Annotated in this window: 16 protein-coding genes; 3 read left to right on the top strand and 13 right to left on the bottom strand. The window is 70.1% G+C overall.

Annotation, left to right across the window (positions count from 1 at the left end):
- The first annotated feature begins 103 nt into the window (after positions 1 to 103).
- Both gltX and gltA read left to right on the top strand, forming a co-directional pair.
- Positions 104 to 1,525 carry a glutamate--tRNA ligase gene (gene gltX / locus WAE60_RS02055; RefSeq protein ID WP_337684677.1) on the top strand — a complete coding sequence of 474 codons (1,422 nt, stop codon included), beginning with the start codon at positions 104 to 106 and terminating at the stop codon, positions 1,523 to 1,525.
- Positions 1,526 to 1,592: 67 nt separating this feature from the next.
- Complete coding sequence (gltA, locus tag WAE60_RS02050; protein ID WP_029913386.1) at positions 1,593 to 2,873, top strand: citrate synthase; 1,281 nt, start codon at positions 1,593 to 1,595, stop codon at positions 2,871 to 2,873.
- Positions 2,874 to 2,928: 55 nt separating this feature from the next.
- On the opposite strand, the gene WAE60_RS02045 is transcribed toward gltA, so the two are convergent.
- Both WAE60_RS02045 and WAE60_RS02040 read right to left on the bottom strand, forming a co-directional pair.
- The gene (locus WAE60_RS02045) at positions 2,929 to 3,201 is read right to left on the bottom strand and encodes an EscU/YscU/HrcU family type III secretion system export apparatus switch protein (protein WP_337684674.1); all 273 of its coding nucleotides are present in this window, start codon (positions 3,199 to 3,201) and stop codon (positions 2,929 to 2,931) included.
- 10 nt (positions 3,202 to 3,211) lie between these two features.
- Positions 3,212 to 4,843 (bottom strand): flagellar hook-length control protein FliK, encoded by a 1,632-nt coding sequence (locus WAE60_RS02040; protein ID WP_337684673.1) that lies wholly within the window; start codon positions 4,841 to 4,843, stop codon positions 3,212 to 3,214.
- A 127-nt stretch (positions 4,844 to 4,970) separates the two neighbouring features.
- Here WAE60_RS02040 and WAE60_RS02035 point away from each other — a divergent pair, with 127 nt between their 5' ends.
- Entirely contained in the window at positions 4,971 to 6,725 is a 1,755-nt protein-coding gene (locus WAE60_RS02035) for an ATP-binding protein (protein ID WP_337684671.1), read from the top strand.
- Here the strand turns inward: WAE60_RS02035 and lpxB are convergent.
- Genes lpxB through uppS form a run of 11 tightly spaced genes read right to left on the bottom strand, consistent with a single transcriptional unit; the run spans position 6,722 to position 18,178 of the window.
- A complete protein-coding gene (lpxB, locus tag WAE60_RS02030) occupies positions 6,722 to 7,921 on the bottom strand; it encodes a lipid-A-disaccharide synthase (protein WP_029913379.1) in 1,200 nt (399 codons plus the stop codon). The two genes, WAE60_RS02035 and lpxB, sit on opposite strands and share 4 nt — an antisense overlap.
- Positions 7,918 to 8,760: a UDP-2,3-diacylglucosamine diphosphatase LpxI gene (gene lpxI, locus WAE60_RS02025; RefSeq protein ID WP_337684668.1), complete on the bottom strand. Its 843-nt coding sequence runs from the start codon at positions 8,758 to 8,760 to the stop codon at positions 7,918 to 7,920. The genes lpxB and lpxI overlap by 4 nt, the downstream gene beginning before the upstream one ends.
- A gap of 9 nt (positions 8,761 to 8,769) precedes the next feature.
- Positions 8,770 to 9,564, bottom strand: a complete 795-nt coding sequence (gene lpxA / locus WAE60_RS02020) for an acyl-ACP--UDP-N-acetylglucosamine O-acyltransferase (protein ID WP_029913377.1) — start codon at positions 9,562 to 9,564, stop codon at positions 8,770 to 8,772.
- A complete protein-coding gene (fabZ, locus tag WAE60_RS02015; RefSeq protein ID WP_029913376.1) occupies positions 9,561 to 10,043 on the bottom strand; it encodes a 3-hydroxyacyl-ACP dehydratase FabZ in 483 nt (160 codons plus the stop codon). The genes lpxA and fabZ overlap by 4 nt, the downstream gene beginning before the upstream one ends.
- A gap of 1 nt (position 10,044) precedes the next feature.
- The gene (gene lpxD, locus WAE60_RS02010; protein ID WP_337684667.1) at positions 10,045 to 11,061 is read right to left on the bottom strand and encodes a UDP-3-O-(3-hydroxymyristoyl)glucosamine N-acyltransferase; all 1,017 of its coding nucleotides are present in this window, start codon (positions 11,059 to 11,061) and stop codon (positions 10,045 to 10,047) included.
- Positions 11,062 to 11,107: 46 nt separating this feature from the next.
- Complete coding sequence (locus WAE60_RS02005; RefSeq protein WP_029913373.1) at positions 11,108 to 11,755, bottom strand: OmpH family outer membrane protein; 648 nt, start codon at positions 11,753 to 11,755, stop codon at positions 11,108 to 11,110.
- A 5-nt stretch (positions 11,756 to 11,760) separates the two neighbouring features.
- A complete protein-coding gene (gene bamA, locus WAE60_RS02000) occupies positions 11,761 to 14,121 on the bottom strand; it encodes an outer membrane protein assembly factor BamA (protein ID WP_029913371.1) in 2,361 nt (786 codons plus the stop codon).
- Positions 14,122 to 14,150: 29 nt separating this feature from the next.
- Entirely contained in the window at positions 14,151 to 15,347 is a 1,197-nt protein-coding gene (locus WAE60_RS01995; RefSeq protein WP_029913369.1) for a M50 family metallopeptidase, read from the bottom strand.
- 29 nt (positions 15,348 to 15,376) lie between these two features.
- Positions 15,377 to 16,585, bottom strand: a complete 1,209-nt coding sequence (locus WAE60_RS01990; protein WP_337684663.1) for a 1-deoxy-D-xylulose-5-phosphate reductoisomerase — start codon at positions 16,583 to 16,585, stop codon at positions 15,377 to 15,379.
- Entirely contained in the window at positions 16,573 to 17,421 is an 849-nt protein-coding gene (locus WAE60_RS01985) for a phosphatidate cytidylyltransferase (protein ID WP_029913365.1), read from the bottom strand. Before WAE60_RS01985 ends, WAE60_RS01990 begins: the two co-directional genes overlap by 13 nt.
- Positions 17,399 to 18,178, bottom strand: a complete 780-nt coding sequence (uppS, locus tag WAE60_RS01980; protein WP_029913364.1) for a polyprenyl diphosphate synthase — start codon at positions 18,176 to 18,178, stop codon at positions 17,399 to 17,401. Before uppS ends, WAE60_RS01985 begins: the two co-directional genes overlap by 23 nt.
- Positions 18,179 to 18,212 lie beyond the last annotated feature (34 nt).

Raw genomic sequence — 18,212 nt, 5'->3', positions numbered from 1 at the left:
AAGCGCGCGAAGACGCGTGCTAAGACGCGCCGCCCAGCCACCGGACCCGTCCGGCAGCGTCCTCGCCACGTCCGTGGCCTCCAGTTCGTCAGCCTTGATCCCGATGACCAATCCCCCCTCGCCCGTTTCGGGCGTCGTCACCCGCTTCGCCCCGTCGCCGACCGGCTTCCTGCACATCGGCGGCGCGCGCACGGCGCTGTTCAACTGGTTATATGCACGCCATACGGGTGGAAAGTTCCTTGTTCGCGTCGAGGACACCGATCGCGAGCGTTCGACCGAGGCCGCCGTCGCCGCGATCTTCGAGGGGCTGGACTGGCTGGGCCTGAAGTCCGACGAGCCGGTGATCTTCCAGTACAGCCGCGCCGACCGCCACCGGGAGGTCGTCCAGCAGATGCTGGAGGCCGGCCGCGCCTATCGCTGCTGGATGACCGTCGAGGAGCTGGAGGCCGCCCGCGAGAAGGCCCGCTCGGAAGGCAAGGCCATCCGCTCGCCCTGGCGCGACGCCCCGCCGCCGAACGACCCCACCCTGCCCCACGTGATCCGCTTCAAGGGTCCGCTGGACGGCGAGACCGTGGTCGACGACCAGGTCAAGGGTCCGGTGACCTTCCGCAACATCGAGCTGGACGACCTGGTCCTGCTGCGCAACGACGGCGCGCCGACCTACAACTTGGCCGTGGTGGTCGACGACCACGACATGGGCGTCACCCACGTGATCCGGGGCGACGACCACCTGAACAACGCCGCCCGCCAGACCCTGATCTACCAGGCGATGGGCTGGGACGTGCCGGCGTTCGGCCACATCCCGCTGATCCACGGCCCGGACGGCGCCAAGCTCAGCAAGCGCCACGGCGCCCAGGCCGTCGGCGAGTTCGCCGACATGGGCTACATCCCTGAGGGCATGCGCAACTACCTGGCCCGCCTGGGCTGGGGCCACGGCGACGACGAGGTCTTCACCGACGAACAGGCGATCAGCTGGTTCGACATCAAGGACGTGGTCAAGGCCCCCGCCCGCCTGGACTGGGCCAAGCTGAACTTCATCAACGGTCAGCACCTGCGCGTGGCCGACGACGCCCGCCTGGCCGACCTGACCCTCAAGGCCCTGCAGGCCCGCGGCGGCGACCAGCCGGCCGACGTCTCCGCGCGCCTGCTGGCCGTGGTGCCGCAAGTCAAGGAAGGCGCCAAGACCATCCTGGAGTTGGCCGACCACTGCGAGTTCGCCCTCAAGGTGCGCCCGGTGGCGCTGGAGGAGAAGACAGTCAAGCAGCTGAGCGACGAGACCGTCGAGCGGCTGACCCGCCTGCGCGCCCAGCTGGACGCCGCGCCGGTCTGGGGCGTGTCGGAACTGGAAACCCTGTTGAAATCCTTCGCGGAATCCGAGGGCGTGGGCTTTGGCAAGTTCGGCCCGTCGCTGCGCGGAATCCTCACGGGCGGCTCCCAGGCGCCCGACCTGAACAAGATCATGGCGGCCCTCGGTCGCGACGAGTCTCTGGGGCGACTTGACGACGCCCTGGCGTCGCGCGCATGAGGCGCTATAACGCAACCGCGAAATCGAAAACTGGACTGACCGTTCCACTATTGAAGGGGTCTCTCGCATGACCGACAAAGCCACGCTGACGATCGGCGACAAGAACTACGACCTGCCGATCCTCAAGGGCAGCACGGGTCCGGACGTCCTGGACGTGCGCAAGCTGTACGGCGAGTCCGACCACTTCACCTTCGATCCGGGCTTCACCTCGACCGCGTCCTGCGAAAGCAAGATCACCTATATCGACGGCGACGCCGGCGTTTTGCTGCACCGCGGCTATCCGATCGACCAGCTGGCCGAGAAGTCCTCGTTCCTCGAGGTCTGCCACCTGCTGCTGAACGGCGAACTGCCGACGGCCGACGAATTCACCAAGTTCGAACGCAACATCACCTACCACACGATGCTGCACGCCCAGTTCGACAGCTTCTTCCAGGGCTTCCGCCGCGACGCCCACCCGATGGCCGTGATGACCGGCGCGGTCGGCGCCCTGTCGGCCTTCTACGCCGACAGCCTGAACGTCGATGATCCCAAGCAACGCGAGATCAGCGCCCATCGCCTGATCGCCAAGATGCCGACCATCGCCGCGCGCGCCTTCCAGTACTCGCAGGGCCGTCCGTTCGTGACGCCGCGCAACGAGCTGTCGTACTCGGAAAACTTCCTGCGCATGTGCTTCTCGGTGCCGGCCGAGGACTGGGTCCCCAACCCCGTCCTGACCCGCGCCATGGACCGCATCTTCATCCTGCACGCCGACCACGAGCAGAACGCCTCGACCTCGACCGTCCGCCTGGCCGGCTCGTCGGGCGCCCACCCGTTCGCCTGCATCGCCGCCGGCATCGCCTGTCTCTGGGGCCCGTCGCACGGCGGCGCCAACCAGGAAGCCCTGGAGATGCTGGAAGAGATCGGCTCGGTCGAGAACATCCCCGCCTACGTGCAGGGCGTGAAGGACCGCAAGTACAAGCTGATGGGCTTCGGCCACCGCGTGTACAAGAACTTCGACCCGCGCGCCAAGGTCATGCAGAAGACCTGCTACGAGGTTCTGGAGCAGCTGGGCATCAACGACCCGCTGCTGCAAGTGGCCATGGAGCTGGAGAAGGTCGCGCTCAGCGACCAGTACTTCATCGACCGCAAGCTGTACCCGAACATCGACTTCTATTCGGGCATCACACTGCGCGCGATGGGCTTCCCGACCAACATGTTCACCGTGCTGTTCGCCCTGGCTCGCACCGTCGGCTGGATCAGCCAGTGGAAGGAAATGTTCGAGGACCCCTCGCGCAAGATCGGCCGTCCGCGTCAGCTGTACACGGGCGCCACCCAGCGCGACTACGTGCCGGTCGAAAAGCGCGGCTGAGCCGCGCACGATCGCTGAAGACGGAAAAGGCCTCGCGAAAGCGGGGCCTTTTTCTTTAACGCCCCTCGGCCGAGCGCAGGATGAAGCCCAGGATTTCGGCCACGGCCACGTAGAGGGCCTCGGGGATCTCCTCGTCCAGCTCGATGGTCGATAGGGCCTGGGCCAGGGCCGGGTTCTCCTCGATCGGCACGCCGTGCTCGCGGGCGGTCTCGATGATCTTGTCGCCCACCCAGCCGCGGCCGGTGGCGACCACGCGCGGGGCGTTGGGCTCTTCGTAGCGCAGGGCGACGGCGATGCGCGGCCCGGCGGCGCGGACGGGGCCGGTCATGTGGCCCCCTTCATGTGGCTTGATCCAGGAACTGGCCCGGCGCGGCGGCGGAGGCGCGCGGCTGGCCGGTGTGGAAGGCGACCTCGGGTTCCAGGGCGGCCTCGCGGAGCGCGCTGTTGAGGCGTTCCTCGCCGGTGCGCAGGCGGGCCATGGCGGCGGGACGTTCAGCCCACAGCGACACGCGGGCGCGGTCGCCGGTCAGGGCCACCTGGGCGTGGACGGGGCCCATCGGCTCGACGTCCAGCGAGAAGCGGGCGCGCCAGGTGCGGCCCAGGGCGGGACCGCCCTCCCCGCCCGCGCCGCCGCCGCCGTCGCGGCTGATCTCGAACTGGGCGGCGGCCGGCCCCTGAGGGGTCATGAACGGCATGTCGAACACCCACCGCGCGCCCTGCGCCTCGGCGGGACGGCCGGCGGGCGGCGGCTCGGGCAGCGAGGCGATCTGCAGCAGCTCGGTGCGGGCCAGGGCCGCGCCGCTCTCGGCCAGCAGGCGCTGGGCGACGGCGTGCGGCCCCGCTCCGGCGGGCAGGCCCGGCTGGGCGGCGGCCTGGGCGTGGGTCGGCGCCCCGGCGTAGGGCGGCGGGGTCTGGGACGGCGGGGCCGGGGCGGCCTCGGGTCCGCCATAGGCCAGGACCGCCGCCGAGGCGGCGCGCGGCGCGTCGAGGGGCGTCGGCGGGAAGTCCTCGGCGACGATCGCGCCGAAGGCCGGCAGGGGCGGCGGCGGAGCGGGCGTCGGGCGGACGGCCTGCCAGGGCGCGTTGACGACGGGCCGAGCGGGCGGCGGCGCGCCGTCGTCGGTCGGCAAAGCCTGGACCGCGGCCTCCGGCTCGGCGGCGACCGCCTCGGCCGACGGATCGGCCGGCGTCGGGACCGAAGCGGCCAGGGCCTGGGGCGTGCCCCGGCTGGCCAGCTGGGCCGAGGCGGCGGCCTGGGCGGCGGCCGGGTCCGGCGCGGCGCCTGTCATCGCGTTCGGCGCGGCCCCGGCCTGGGCCGACATCGGCGGCAGGCCCTCGGCCCAGATCTTGACCACTTCGCGGAAGACCAGCAGCGCGGCCTTCATGTCGCTGTTGGGCGTGGGCGTCGGGAAGGTCTTGGGCGGGGCGCTCACGGTGAGGGGCTGCCGGCGCTGGGCCTGGTCGCCGGCCGCCAGGCGGGCCTCCAGGAACAGGCCGGAGCGCTGCAGGGCCTGGCGGATCTCGGGACCGCTGATCTGGCCGTCCAGGCGGGCGCTCAGGGCCATGACCTGGGCGATGGCGGCCTTGACCTGGCGCGGGGTGTCGGGTTCGGCGGCGGCCTGGGCCATGTCGGCCATCAGGGGCGCCAGGCCCGCCTGGCGGGCGGCGGCCCGGCCGGCGGCGGCGGCCACGGCGCGGGCAGGGGTCTCGGCCTGGACCTCGGGACCGACGGCGACGCCCTTGGCGTCGACCACCCGCGCCAGATTGGCCTCGCCCTCGCCCACCGCGTTCTTGGCCAGGTTGGCCAGGTCGCCCTGGGACTGGGAATTGGACTGGTCGATCATCGCGCCCAGGGTCTCGACCGTCTGGATCACGGCGATGCGGGCGAGCGCGTCGGCCGCCTGGTCGGCCCGGTTCACGGGATTCGACGGCGTCAGGGACGACAGAGGGGCGACCGAGAAGATCGTCACGCCAGGTCTCCGGCCGGCGGCGAGAGGGCCGCCGGAGCTTCCAACCTAGTCGAGAGCCGTGAAGCGCGTCTTAAAGGCTTTGCTAACGCCGCGCGCCGACAGTGCGCCCCTGATTTGGAGTTCGGGCTTGACGCGCGCCGCCCCATCCCTGGCCTGGACGGACATCACGGCCCATCGACGCCGTGACCTGAAGACCATCCTGCCCATGACGCTGCTGGCGGCCGCCGGGTCGATCGCCTGGCTGGATCCGCGCTGGGTCGCGGCCTGGCTGGCGGCTGTCGCCCTGTTCATGGCCGGCAACCAGCTGATGGGCCTGTGGGTCGACCGCACCGCCGAGCCCAGCCCGGGCCAGGAGTGGCTCTACGCCGCCGTCACCTTCGTCTACACCGGCGTCTACGGCCTGCTGCCCCTGGCCATGGCCGTCGAGGGCGGCCGGGCCTCCGCCGTGGCCGGCGCGGCCATGCTGGGCGCGGTGGCCCTGAGCAGCACCGCCGAATTCCCGATCTCGCGCCGCATCGGCGCGGCCTCGCTGCTCGCGGTCCTCCTGACCGCCGGCCTGGCCCTGGCCCGGCCCGCCGTCGGCGAGACCGGCGGCCAGTCGGCCGTCGCCTTCATCGCCGCGCTCGCCTTCCTGGCCTATGTGCTGCTGGCCGCCCTGCATCGCGCGGCCACCCAGCGCGACCTGGTCCAGGCCCTGACCGCCGCCCGCGAGAAGGAGGCCGAGGCCGCCGCCGCCAACGCCGCCAAGACCACCTTCCTGGCCACCATGAGCCACGAGATCCGCACGCCCCTGAACGGCATACTGGGCATGATCCAGGTCATGCAGGCCGAGACGATGAGCGACGCCCAGCGCGAGCGGCTCGACATCGTCCGCAAGTCCGGCGAGGGGCTGACGGCGATCCTCAACGACGTGCTGGACCTGTCGAAGATCGAGGCCGGCCGCCTGGAGGTCGAGGCGGTGGCCTTCGACCTGCCCGAGCTGCTGGTCGGCTGCCACGACGCCTTCTCGGTCCTGGCCGGGCAGAAGGGCCTCGCCTACACCCTGAGCATCGCCCCCGAGGCACAAGGCCTCTATCGCGGCGATCCGCTGCGGCTGCGCCAGGTGATCGGCAACCTGCTGTCCAACGCCGCCAAGTTCACCAACGCCGGGGCGATCGACCTGTCGGCGCGGGTCACGGGCGACTGGCTGGAGCTCGCCGTGGCCGACACCGGCGTCGGCGTGGCGCCCCGCGACATCGACCGCCTGTTCGGCAAGTTCAGCCAGCTTGACGCTTCCAGCACCCGCCGCCACGGCGGCACCGGCCTGGGCCTGGCCATCTGCCGCGACCTCTGCGTGCTGATGGGCGGCGAGATCGTCGTGTCCAGCGCGGTCGACTTCGGCTCGACCTTCACCGTCCGCCTGCCGGCCGACCGCCTGAGCCCCCTGCCCGCCGCCGAGCCCCGGATCGTCATCGCGCCCGAGGCCGCGCCGCGCGCGCCGCTGCGGGTGCTGGCGGCCGAGGACAACCACGTCAACCAGCTGGTGCTCAAGGCGATCCTGGGCCAGGCCGGCATTGCGCCCCAGGTGGTCGCCAACGGCGCCCAGGCCGTCGAGACCTGGCGCGACGGCGGCTGGGACCTGGTGCTGATGGACGTCCACATGCCGGTGATGGACGGCGTCGCCGCCGTCCACGAGATCCGCCGCCTGGAGGCCGTCGAGGGCCGCGCGCGGACGCCGATCATCGCCCTGACCGCCAACGCCATGAGCCACCAGGTCGACGCCCTGCTGGCCGAGGGCTTCGACGACCACGTGGCCAAGCCGATCGACGTGGTGGCCCTGTTCACGGCCCTGGAGCGGGCGGCGAGCCTGGCGGCGGAGGCTCCGCCCCTGGCGACGGCCTAGACGGCCCTTCCGCGCGCCCTCAGGAAGTCCAGGAGGGCCGAAGCGGCCGCCTCGGAGGGATCGGGCATGCCGCGTCCCATCTTGACCAGGGCGGCATCCTGGGCGGCGACCTGGGCCGCGCGCAGCGCCGGATCGTCCAGCCGCCTGGCGACCTCGGCGGCCAGGGCCTGGCCGGTGCAATCCCCCTGTAGAAGCTCGGGCGCGACCGTGTCCTGGGCGGCGATGTTGAACAGGGTCACCCAGCGCGGCTTGAACATCGTCTTGAGCAGGCTGTAGGTGATGGCGCCGGTCACGTAGCCGACCACCACCGGACAGCCGGCCAGGGCCAGCTCGGTGGTCACCGTGCCGCTGCAGGCCAGGGCGACCGTGCCGGCCGCCATGGCGTCGTCCTTCAGCGCCTCGTCCTCGATCACGTGGGCCCGGAACGGCCAGGCCGCGACTCGGGCCTTGACGCTGTCGGCCACCGTCGAGGCGGCGGGCACGACGACGTGCAGGTCGGGCCGCTGGGCCTTCAGGCGCTGCACGGCGTCCTCGAAGCGCGGCATGACCCGCTGGATCTCGGACGGGCGGCTGCCGGGCAGCACCAGCAGGATCGGGTCGCCCGGACCCGCGCCGATCGCGGCGCGCAGGCGGGCCGGATCGGCGTGGCTGAAGTCGTGGGCCAGGGCCGAATTGCCGACGAAGACGCTGGGCAGGTCGACCGCGTCGAAGAACGGCTTGTCCATCGGCTGGATCGACAGCAGCAGGTCCACCGCCGTCGCCAGGTCCTTGGCGCGCTCGGCGCGATAGGCCCAGACCTGGGGGGCGACGTACTTGACCAGCGGCAGGCCGGGGTCCTGCTTCCGCAGCGCCTTGGCCAGGCGGATGTTGAAGCCCCAACTGTCGATCAGCACCGCCACGTCGGGCTTCTCGCGGGCCGCCAGGGCCAGGGTGTCCTTCAGCCGCGCCATGGCGCGGGGATAGGCCTTGAGGCTCTCGAAGATGCCCAGGATCGACAGCTGGGCGATGTCGAACGGGCTCTCCACCCCCTCGGCCGCCATCTTGGCCCCGCCGACGCCGACGAAGCGCACCTTGTCGCCGCCCAGGCGGTCGCGCAGCACGTGGGCCAGCCTGGCGCCCAGGGCGTCGCCCGAGGCCTCGGCCGCCACCAGCATCACGGTCAGCGGTCCGGACTGCGGGAGGCTTTCGGCGCTCATGCGTCGGCGCGGGGCTCGACCCCGTACACGAACAGGCCCAGGTCGTCGGCGCAGGCGATGACCTGCTCGCGGTCGACGATCAGCAGGCGTCCGGCCTCGCCGACCACGCCGGCCAGGCCGGCGCGGGCCGCGCGCTGCACGGTGGCCACGCCGATGGTGGGCAGGTCGACCTTGGTCTCCTGGATCGGCTTGGGCGCCTTGGCCAGCACGCCGCGCGGGGCCTCGGGGTTGCCCCGGACGGCCTTGGGCAGGTCGGCGACTCGCCGCAGCATGGCGTCGGTGCCCTCCTGGGCCTCGACGGCCAGGACCAGGCCGTCGCAGACCACGGCGCCCTGCCCCACGTCGAGAGCCCCGATGGCGCGCGCCACGTGCAGGGCGCGGTCCATGTCGGCGATGTGGCCGTCCTTGGGGACGTGCTTGCCCAGGGGGCCGCGCGGCAGGGTCATCTCGCCGCGCACCTCGTGGGCGCCCTCGATAACGAAGCCTTCCTTCTCGAACTCGGCCAGCACGCGGCGCAACAGGGCGTCGTCGCCCTTGCGCGCGGCGTTGACCAGGCCCGGGATCACCGCCAGGCCGCGCAGGTCGGGCTTGAGCGTCGCGAAGTCGGGACGATCGACGACGCCCGCGAAACAGACGGCCTCGCAGCCCTCTTCCCGGAGCGCCTTGAACGCCTTGCCGAACTCGCCCAGCCCGACCTCGACGCCGGGATACTGGGCCAGGACCGGCAGGGCGAACGACTTCAGGCGCATCACCGCGAACGGCCGGCCGGCCGCCTCGCAGTGGGCGGCCAGCTCCACCGGCAGGGAGCCGCCCCCAGCGATCAGACCAAGCTTGCGCATGGCCCCTCCCTAGACCTCGCGTTCCGGCAGGCACAGCGGCCGATTGCCGTCGGCGCGGATGAACTCGACGATCTCCATCACCTCGGGCGTGCCGGCATGGGCCTCGGCCACGTCGTCCAGGCGTTCCTGAAAGGTGCCTTCGTCGGCGAACAGCAGGCGGTAGGCGGCGCGCAGGGCGTTGATCGCCTCGCGGCTGAAGCCCCGGCGCTTGAGGCCCACCAGGTTCAGCCCCTCCAGGTGGGCGTGGTTGCCCCACACCGAACCGTAGGGGATGACGTCCTTGGTCACCGCCGCCAGGCCGCCGATGAAGCTGTAGCGGCCCACGCGCGAGAACTGGTGGATGGCCGCCAGGCCGCCCACGAACACGAAGTTGCCGACGTCGACATGGCCGCCCAGGGTCGCGCCCTTGGCCAGGACCACGTTGTCGCCGACGATGCAGTCGTGGGCCACGTGCGCCTCGGCCATGAAGAAGCCGTCGGCGCCGATGGTGGTCACGCCACGGCCCGAGGCCGTGCCGGTGTTCATCGTCACCTGTTCGCGGATGATGTTGCGCGGGCCGATGACCAGCTCGGTGCGTTCGCCCTTGTAGCCCAGGTGCTGGGGCGGACCGCCCAGGGACGAGAAGGCGTGGACCTCGGTGTCCTCGCCGATGGTGGTGACGCCGTCGACCACCACGTGCGACAGCAGACGCACCCGCGCGCCCAGGGTCACGTCCGGGCCGACGATGCAGAACGGCCCGATGACGACGTCGTCCGCCAGCTTGGCGGCGGGATCGACGATGGCGGACGGATGGACCTGGGTCATGCCTTGGGAGTCTCCACCACCATGGCCGCGAACTCGACCTCGGCCGCGACCTTGTCGCCGACCTTGGCCACGCCCTTGAACTTGAAGATGCTGGAGCGGGCGCGCAGCACCTCGACTTCCATGCGGATCACGTCGCCGGGGCGCACGGGATTGCGGAAGCGGGCGTTGTCGACCGACATGAAGAAGATGGTCTTGCCCTCGGTGTCGACCTCGAGCGACTTGCTCATCAGCACCGCGCCCGTCTGGGCCAGGGCCTCGATGATCAGCACGCCGGGCATCACCGGATTGCCCGGGAAGTGGCCCTGGAAGAACGGCTCGTTGATCGTCACGCATTTGATGCCGACGATCGACTGGTGCGGACGATAGTCCTCGGCGCGATCCACCAGCAGGAACGGATAGCGGTGCGGGATCCGGCTCAGGATCTCGGCGATGTCGATGGACGAAACCTCAGCGGGCTCGGTGGTCTTGGATCGGCTCATTCTAGCCCCTTGGTTCCCGGCCGCCCGCCTTGCGCGACAGCCACGCGGTCTCCCGCAGCCACCGCTTGAGCGGTCGCGCGGGAAACCCAGTCCATGTTTCGCCGGCCGGGACGTCCTTGAAGACCGACGCCGCGGCGCCGATCTGGGCGCCCGCGCCGACCGTCAGGTGATCGGCCACGCCGGCCTTGCCGCCGAACGCGACTCCGTCGCCCACCGTCGTGCTGCCGGAAATGCCCGTGAAGGCGGCGGCGACGCAGTTGCGACCGAGCCGGACGTTGTGAGCGACATGGACGAGATTGTCGATCTTGGTGTTCTCGCCGATGGTCGTATCGCCGAACGCGCCGCGGTCCACGGTGCTGTTGGCCCCGATCGTCACGCCGTCCTGCAGGATCACCCGGCCCAGCTGCGGCAGGTCGACGACGCCCTTGGGGCCGCCGGCCGCGCCGAATCCGGCCTCGCCGATCACCGCCCCGGCATGGATCGACACCCGGTCGCCGACCAGGGCGAAGCCGATGACGGCATTGGCGCCGATCCGGCAGTCGCGGCCCACGGCCACGCCCGGCCCGATCACCACGCCGGGCGCCAGATAGGTGTTGCGGCCGATCCTGGCGCCCTGCCCCACGACGACGCCCGGGGACAGGACGACGCCCTCCTCCAGCTCGCTGTCGGGATGGACGTGCTGCGCGCCGTCGTGGCGCCGGGGCGCGTGCAGCCTCTGGGCGGCGGCGGCCCACGCGGCTTGCGGATGGCTGGTCAGCAGCAGCAGGCCGCCGGCCGGAGCCTGGGCGGCGTGTTCGGGCTTCAAGAAGCAGGCCGCGCCCTTCAGGCCGGCCAGGTCGGCCAGGCGCTTGGGATCGGACAGGAAGGTGATGGACCCGGCGTCGGCGCTCTCGAGCGGCGCGACGTGCGAGACCTGGTGGTTCCCGTGGGCGGGATCGGCCAGCCGAGCGCCGCTCAGGCTGGCCAGTTCCGTGAGGGTCGCCGGACCCAGGTCTTCGAAAAAGCGCGGGTCCGGCATCGGTCCTCTCGGGAGCGGCCCGGGCGACACGCCCAGGCCGACTCGACTACTTCTTGGGAGTCGTCGGCTGGAGAGCTTGAGCCCCCGGAGCCGCTTGGTCCAGACGTTCGCGATCGAAGGTCAGGGTCTTGATGCGGGCGTCGACCGCCGCCACGACGGAGTCGGTGATGTCCATGGCCGGATTGCCCAGCAGGACCGATTCCCGCTCGATCAGGATCGCGCAGCTCTTGGCTTGATAGGCCTGGCGGATGGCCGGGTCCAGTTCCTGATAGACGCGAGCCAGTTGCTTCTGCTCGGTGGCCTCGACTTCGCGCTGGCGCAGCTGGCCCTTACGCTGCCAGGCGTTGGCGCGCACCTGCAGGGCGGCGGCCTGTTGCTCCAGGGCGCTCTGGTCCAGGGTGGCCTTCTTGGCGTCCAGGGCCTTGGCGTCGTTGTCCAGGCTGGTGCGCTCGGCCGTCAGCTCGGCGTTGACCTGGGCGATGATGGTCTTCAGGCGCGCGTCGACCGCCTTGCCGACCTGCGAGGTCGCCACGGCGCGCTGGCTCGAGAAGATGCAGACGCCGGCGATCGGGGCTCCGTGGGTCACGGCCGGGGCGGCCGCGGCGGCGGGCGGCGCGGCTTGGGCGAAAGCGCCCGACGCCGTGGCGAGAGCGGCCAGACCCGAAACGGTCGCGGCGAGGAACTTGGAGGTCATGTTGGTTAGAACCTTGTGGAGGTGGAGAACCGGAAGGTTTCGGTTCTGTCGTAGTCTTCTTTAGCGAGAATGTGGCTGAAATCGAACCGGATGGGGCCCATGGGCGACTTCCAGTCGATGCTCAAGCCCGCCGAGGCGCGAAGGCCCAGGCCGTCCTTGATGTTCTGGTTGATGGTGCCGTCCGAGTTCAGACGATCGATGTCGTCCAGCTGGCCCGCCGTACCGAAGTCGGAGAACACCGCGGCCTTGATGCCGTACTGCTCTGGCAGGAAGGTCGGAACCGTCAATTCGAACGTGCCGATCGCATACAGCTTGGCGCCCAGGGCGCTGCTCTGCGTCGTCGTGTCGCGCGGGCCGATACCCGCGATCTCGAAGCCGCGGAAGGTCGAGCCGCCTTTGTAGAAGCGGTCGTTGATGCGGATGTTGTCGCCGCCCCAACCTTCGATATAGCCCGCCGACCCGGTGGCGCTGAAGATGAAGTCCTTGTTGAAGCCCCAGTACCAACCGGCGTCGGTCTCGGTCTTCAGGTACTTCACGTCGCCGCCGAAGCCGGCCAGGTCCTGGCTCAGATCGGCGAACCAGCCGCGGGTCGGCTGGATCGGATCGTTCCGCTTGTCCATCCGCAGGTTGTAGCCGAACAGCGAGGTGATGTACGAACCGCGCTGCAGGCAGAGGATGTCGGAGACCGAGCCGCTGGTGCAGAGGCTGTCCTCCACGCTCACCTTGTCCTGACGAAGCTGGTAGCGCAGGCTCATCGAAGCGTTCTGCGTCAGCGGGAAGCCCACGCGCAGCGTGCCGCCGGTCGACTCGGTGTCGTAGGCGGCGTAGTCGCTCAGGTCGTAGCGGTACGAATACAGGTCCAAGCCCGCGCGCAGGTCGCGGCCCAGGAAGCGCGGCTCGGTGAAGCCGAAGTCGATCTGCTGACGCAGCGAACCGACCGAGACGCGGGCCCGCAGGTTCTGGCCGCGGCCGCGGAAGTTCCGCTCGGTGATGCCGACGTCCAGCACCAGCTTGTCGACCGAGCTGTAGCCGGCGCTGAACGACAGTTCGCCCGTCGGCTGCTCTTCGGTCTTGACGCGCAGGGTCGTGCGGTCGGGCTGGGCGCCGGGCACTTCCTCGATGTTGACGTCCTTGAAGAAGCCCAGGGCGCGGACGTTGTTCTTGGAGCGGTCGACCAGGACGCGGTTGTAGGCGTCGCCCTCGGCGACCTCCAGCTCGCGGCGCACGACGTAGTCCAGCGTGCGGGTGTTGCCGACGATGTCGATTCGGTCGACGTAGACGCGCGGGCCTTCACGCACCGAGAACACCACGTCCACGGTGTTGGTCTCGTGGTTGGGCACGTAGCGCGGACGCACGTCCACGAAGGCGAAGCCTGCGGCGCCCGCCGCGAAGGTCAGGGCGTCGGTGGCCTGCTCGATCTTGTCGTCTTCGTACAGCTGGCCCGTGCGGACCGGCAGGATCTGGGCCAGCAGGTCGCCGTTCAGCTTCTTCAGCTCGGTTTCGACGGTGATCTTGCCGAACTTGTACTTGGGGCCTTCGTCGATCGTGTAGGTGACCGCGAAGCCGTTCTTGTCGGTGGCCAGTTCGGCGACCGTCGCCACCACGCGGAAGTCGAAGTAGCCGCGGTTGCGATAGAACTTGCGCAGCTGCTCGCGGTCGTATTCGATCCGGTCGGGGTCGTAGTTGTCGTTGCTGGTCAGGAACTTGTACCAGTGCGACTCCTTGGTGACGATGACGTCCTTCAGGTCGTTGTCCGAGAACTCCTGGTTGCCCAGGAAGTTGACGCCCAGGACGCCGCTCTTGGGGCCTTCGTTGATCTCGAACACCAGGTCGACGCGCTTCTGCGGCAGCTCGACCACCTTCGGCGTCACCGTGGCCGAGATGCGGCCCGAGCGGCGGTACAGTTCGATGATGCGCTGGACGTCGGCCTGCACCTTGGCGCGGGTGAAGATGCCGCGCGGACGGATCTGCACCTCGTCCTTCAGCTTGTCTTCCTTGAGCGCCGAGTTCCCCTCGAAGACCACCTGGTTGATGATCGGGTTCTCGACGACCTTCACGATCAGGTCGCCGCCCTGCAGCTCGATCTTCACGTCGGCGAACAGGTCGGTGCGCGCCAGGGTCTTCAGCGCCAGGTCGAGGCGCTGGGGATCGACCGTCTCGCCCGGCTGGATGGGCAGGTAGGACAGCACGGTCCCCTGCTCGATCCGCTCGTTGCCCTGCACCACGATGCGCTGGACCACGCCCGTCGTCTGGGCCTGGGCGAAGGCGGCCTGCGGCGCGGTCAGCGCCGTGGAACCGAGGAGGAGCGCAACGCCGGTGGCGAACGCGGCGCTATGGGCGCGGATTTTGCTCATGGGACCAATCATGGACGGACGGCCGGGTTCGCGAGAACAGGTCACGAGAACAGGCCGCCAATGAATTTGAACACGTCGTAGCGGTGAAGGTCGTTCCACGCCGCGAACAGCATGAAACCGAGGATCAAGGCAAGCCCCGCTCTGAAGCCGGCCGCCTGGAACTTGGCCTGCAGCGGCCGGCGGGCGATCGCTTCGTAGGCGTACATCAGCAGGTGGCCGCCATCGAGGACCGGGATGGGCAGCAGGTTCATGAAGCCGATGCTGACCGAAAGGGTGGCCACCATCAGCATCTGGCCGACGAAGAAGCCCAGCAACAGCGTCTTGAGGTCGGGCGCGTTGGCCGTGGAGGCCTGGGCCACCGCGCCGACGGCGTGGCCGATGCCGATCACGCCGCTGATCTGGTCGGCCGAGATCTGGCCCGTCACCAGGCGGCCCAGATAGAAGCCGATCGTGCTGACCTGGTCCCAGACCTCGACCGTGGCGTCGGGAACGGCGCGCCAGATGCTCGAGCGGTAGTGGTAGGGGCGGCTGAGGTTCTCGATGCCCAGGCGGCCGATCTTGGCGCGGCCGTTGATCTTGTCCTTGATCTCGACCTGGACGGGGGTGGCCACCAGGTTCAGGGTCTGATCACCGCGCTTCACCGTGAAATCGATGGGCAGGCCCGAGCGCAACATGACGTAGCGGCCGACGTCCTCGAAGTTCTTGATCCTGCGACCGTCGGCCTTGGTGATCAGATCGCCGGGCTTGAAGCCGGCCACCGCGGCCGCGCCGCCCGCCGGGACCCGATCGACCGTCGCCGGATGACGATACTCGCCCAGGGTCGCCAGAATCACGGCGAAGACGGTGATCGCCAGCAGGAAATTCGCCATCGGCCCGGCCACGGCGATGAACGCACGCTGCCACACCGGCTTGAAATGGTAGTAGCGAGAAACGGCCGTCTCGCCTTCACGCGCGGCGATCTCGGCCTTCAGAATGGCCAGGTCGCCGCCGTCGGGCACGCTGGCGGCGTTGTCGTCGCCTGAGAAGCGGACATAGCCGCCCAGCGGGATCCAGGCGATCCGCCATTCGACCCCGGTCTTGTCGCGCCAAGAGATGATCTGGGGACCAAAGCCGATCGAGAAGCAGTCGATCGCCACGCCGCAGGCCCGCGCGGCCAGGAAGTGGCCGAGCTCGTGCACTGTCACGACCACGGACAGCACGAACACGAACGCGACGAGGCCTAACAGAATACCGCTCATAAGGTGGCGCCTAACTCCCCGATCCGTCTCTAGATACGCTTCTGGCCGACAACCTCGGCCGCAATGCGGCGGGCCGAAGCGTCGGTCATCATCGCGCTGTCGAGGGCGTCGCCTGTGCTGTCGGCAAGCTCGCCTAGGCCGTTCATGCGCTCAAGTGTCCCCGCCACCGCGCCGGCAATATCCAGAAAGCCTATCCGGCGGTCAAGGAAGGCCGCGACGGCCACCTCGTTGGCGGCGTTCATCGCGGCGGGCGCGCCGCCGCCCAGGCGCAAGGCCTCGCGGGCGATGGCGATCGACGGGAAGCGGTCCAGGTCCGGCGCCTCGAAGGTCAGCTGGGCGTAGGCGGCCAGGTCCAGGGGCTTTGCGGGCCAGGACAGGCGCTGGGGCCAGGAGAAGGCGCAGGAGATCGGGCTGCGCATGTCCGGCGGGCCCAGCTGGGCCAGGGTCGAGCCGTCGGCGTATTCAACCAGGCTGTGGATCACGGACTGCGGATGGATCACGACGTCGATGCGCTCTTGCGGGGTCTCGAACAGGTACGACGCCTCGATCATCTCGAGGCCCTTGTTCATCATCGTCGCGGAATCGACCGAAATCTTGGCGCCCATCGACCAGTTGGGATGGGCCACCGCCTGCTCCGGCGTGGCCTTGGCCATGGCGGCCTTGTCCCAGGTCCGGAAGGGTCCGCCGGAGGCCGTCAGGATCAGGCGCGATACCTGGTCGATACAATCGCGCTGCAGCACCTGGAAGATCGCCGAGTGCTCGGAATCGACGGGAATCACCGAACCGCCGGCCGCCCGGGCGATGGCCAGCAGGGCCGGACCGGCGCAGACCAGGCTCTCCTTGTTGGCCAGGGCGATGACCGCGCCGGTGCGGGCGGCCGCCAGGGTGGGCGCCAGGCCGGCCGCGCCGACGATGGCCGACATCACCCAGTCCGCGCCCATGGCGGCGGCCTCGGAGACGGCGGCCGGGCCGGCCGCGGCCCGCACGCCCGAACCGGCCAGACGCTCGCGCAGCTCCGGCAGGCAGGTCTCGTCGTCGATTACCGCCACCTGGGGCTTCCAGCGCAGGGCCTGCTCGGCCAGCTTGCCGACATTGCGGCCGGCCGTCAGGGCCAGGATCTCGACGGCGACGCCGGCCTGCTCGAACAGGTCCAGGGTCGACACGCCGATCGAGCCTGTCGAGCCCAGCACCACGACCTTGCGGGTCGCGGCCTCGCGATGGGCGGTCAAGGCAGCCATCCCCACTGGTCCAGCAGCCGGGCCGCGGCGACCACGATCGCCGCGAACATCAGGCCGTCGACGCGGTCCAGCATGCCGCCGTGGCCGGGGATCAGGTCGCCGGAGTCCTTCACGCCGAACCGGCGCTTGAGCATCGATTCCCAGAGGTCGCCGGTCATGGTGGCCAGGCCGCCCAGCAGGCCGATCAGGGCGGCCACGGGCCAGGCCAGGTGCAGGTCCTGCAAGGCCGGCAGGACCCGGGACAGGGCCACGATCCCGACCGCGCCCAGCGAGGCGGCGACCAGCCCGCCGAAGAAGCCCGACCAGGTCTTGTTGGGCGAATAGCGCGGCCACAGCTTGGGGCCCTTCAGGAGGCTGCCGGTGACGTAGGCGAAGATGTCGGCGAACCAGGTGACCGTGAACAGCAGCAGGGTCCAGCTGAGGCCGGCGTCCATGCGGCGCAGCCAGATCATCGCGATGACCGCCGGGGCGATGTAGATCACGCCATAGGCCGCATCGGCCCGGCGCTCCAGGGCCCCGCGCGCCATCAGGGCCGCGGCCAGGGCCCCGATGATCACCACGGGCCAGGTGATGTAGTAGTGGCCCAGATAGGCGACGATCACCGAGATCGTCACGGCCGCGCCGATGGCCACCGCCACGCCCAGCGCCGAGCGCCGGGCGCTCATCTCGGCCCACTCGCGGGCGAGCAGCGCCACGCCGACCAGGATCAGGGCCAGGAACCAGACGTTCCCGAACCACACGGCGGCCACGACCGTGGGCACCAGCACCGTGGCCGAGGCGACACGGATCCGCAGGTTGCTCCAGTTGAAACGTTTAGCCGGCGACGGCGACGTCATCGACGGCGATACCTCCATAGCGACGGTCGCGGCTGCGATATTCCGTCAACGCGGCGGCCAGGTGTTCGGGCCCATAGTCCGGCCAAAGAACGTCCTGATACACGAGTTCGGCGTAGGCGCACTCCCAAAGCAGGAAATTCGAGATCCGCTGCTCGCCGCTGGTGCGCACGATGAGATCCGGCGCCGGGGCGCCGGCGGTGGACAGATGCCGCTCGAAAAGGGCCTCGTCCAGGTCCTCGGCCCGGGCCTCGCCGCGCTCCACGGCCAGGGCGAAGGCCCGCGCGGCGTCGGCGATGTCGGCGCGACCGCCGTAGTTGAAGGCCACCTGCAGCAGGAAGTCGCTGTTGTGGGCGGTGCGGCTCTCGGCCCGGTCGATCACGGCCAGGACGTCGGTCGCCAGGCCGGTGCGGCGACCGATGATCCGCACCTTAACGCCTTCGCGCGCCAGGCGGTCGATGTCGGACTCCAGATAGGCCTTGAGCAGGCCCATCAGCTCCGACACCTCCTGCGGCGGGCGGCTCCAGTTCTCGGTGGAGAAGCCGAACACCGTCATCACGCCCACGCCCAGGGCCGCGGCGCCTTCGACGGTCCGCTTCAGCGCGTTGACGCCGGCGCGATGGCCCAGGACGCGCGGCAGGTTGCGCCGCTTCGCCCAACGGCCGTTGCCGTCCATGATGATGGCCACATGCAGAGACTGGCCCGACTTGGCGCCCCCGGCGCGCGTCGAGACATTCTGCAGGCCGGTCGTCGGCGCCATGCGCTTCAGCCTTCCCTCATCGCCCCCCACAACG

It is taken from the genome of Caulobacter sp. CCG-8 (assembly GCF_037402475.1).
GTDB lineage: Bacteria > Pseudomonadota > Alphaproteobacteria > Caulobacterales > Caulobacteraceae > Caulobacter.
The sequence above is the reverse complement of the archived record's forward strand: the minus strand, read 5'-3'. Positions and strand labels throughout refer to the sequence as shown.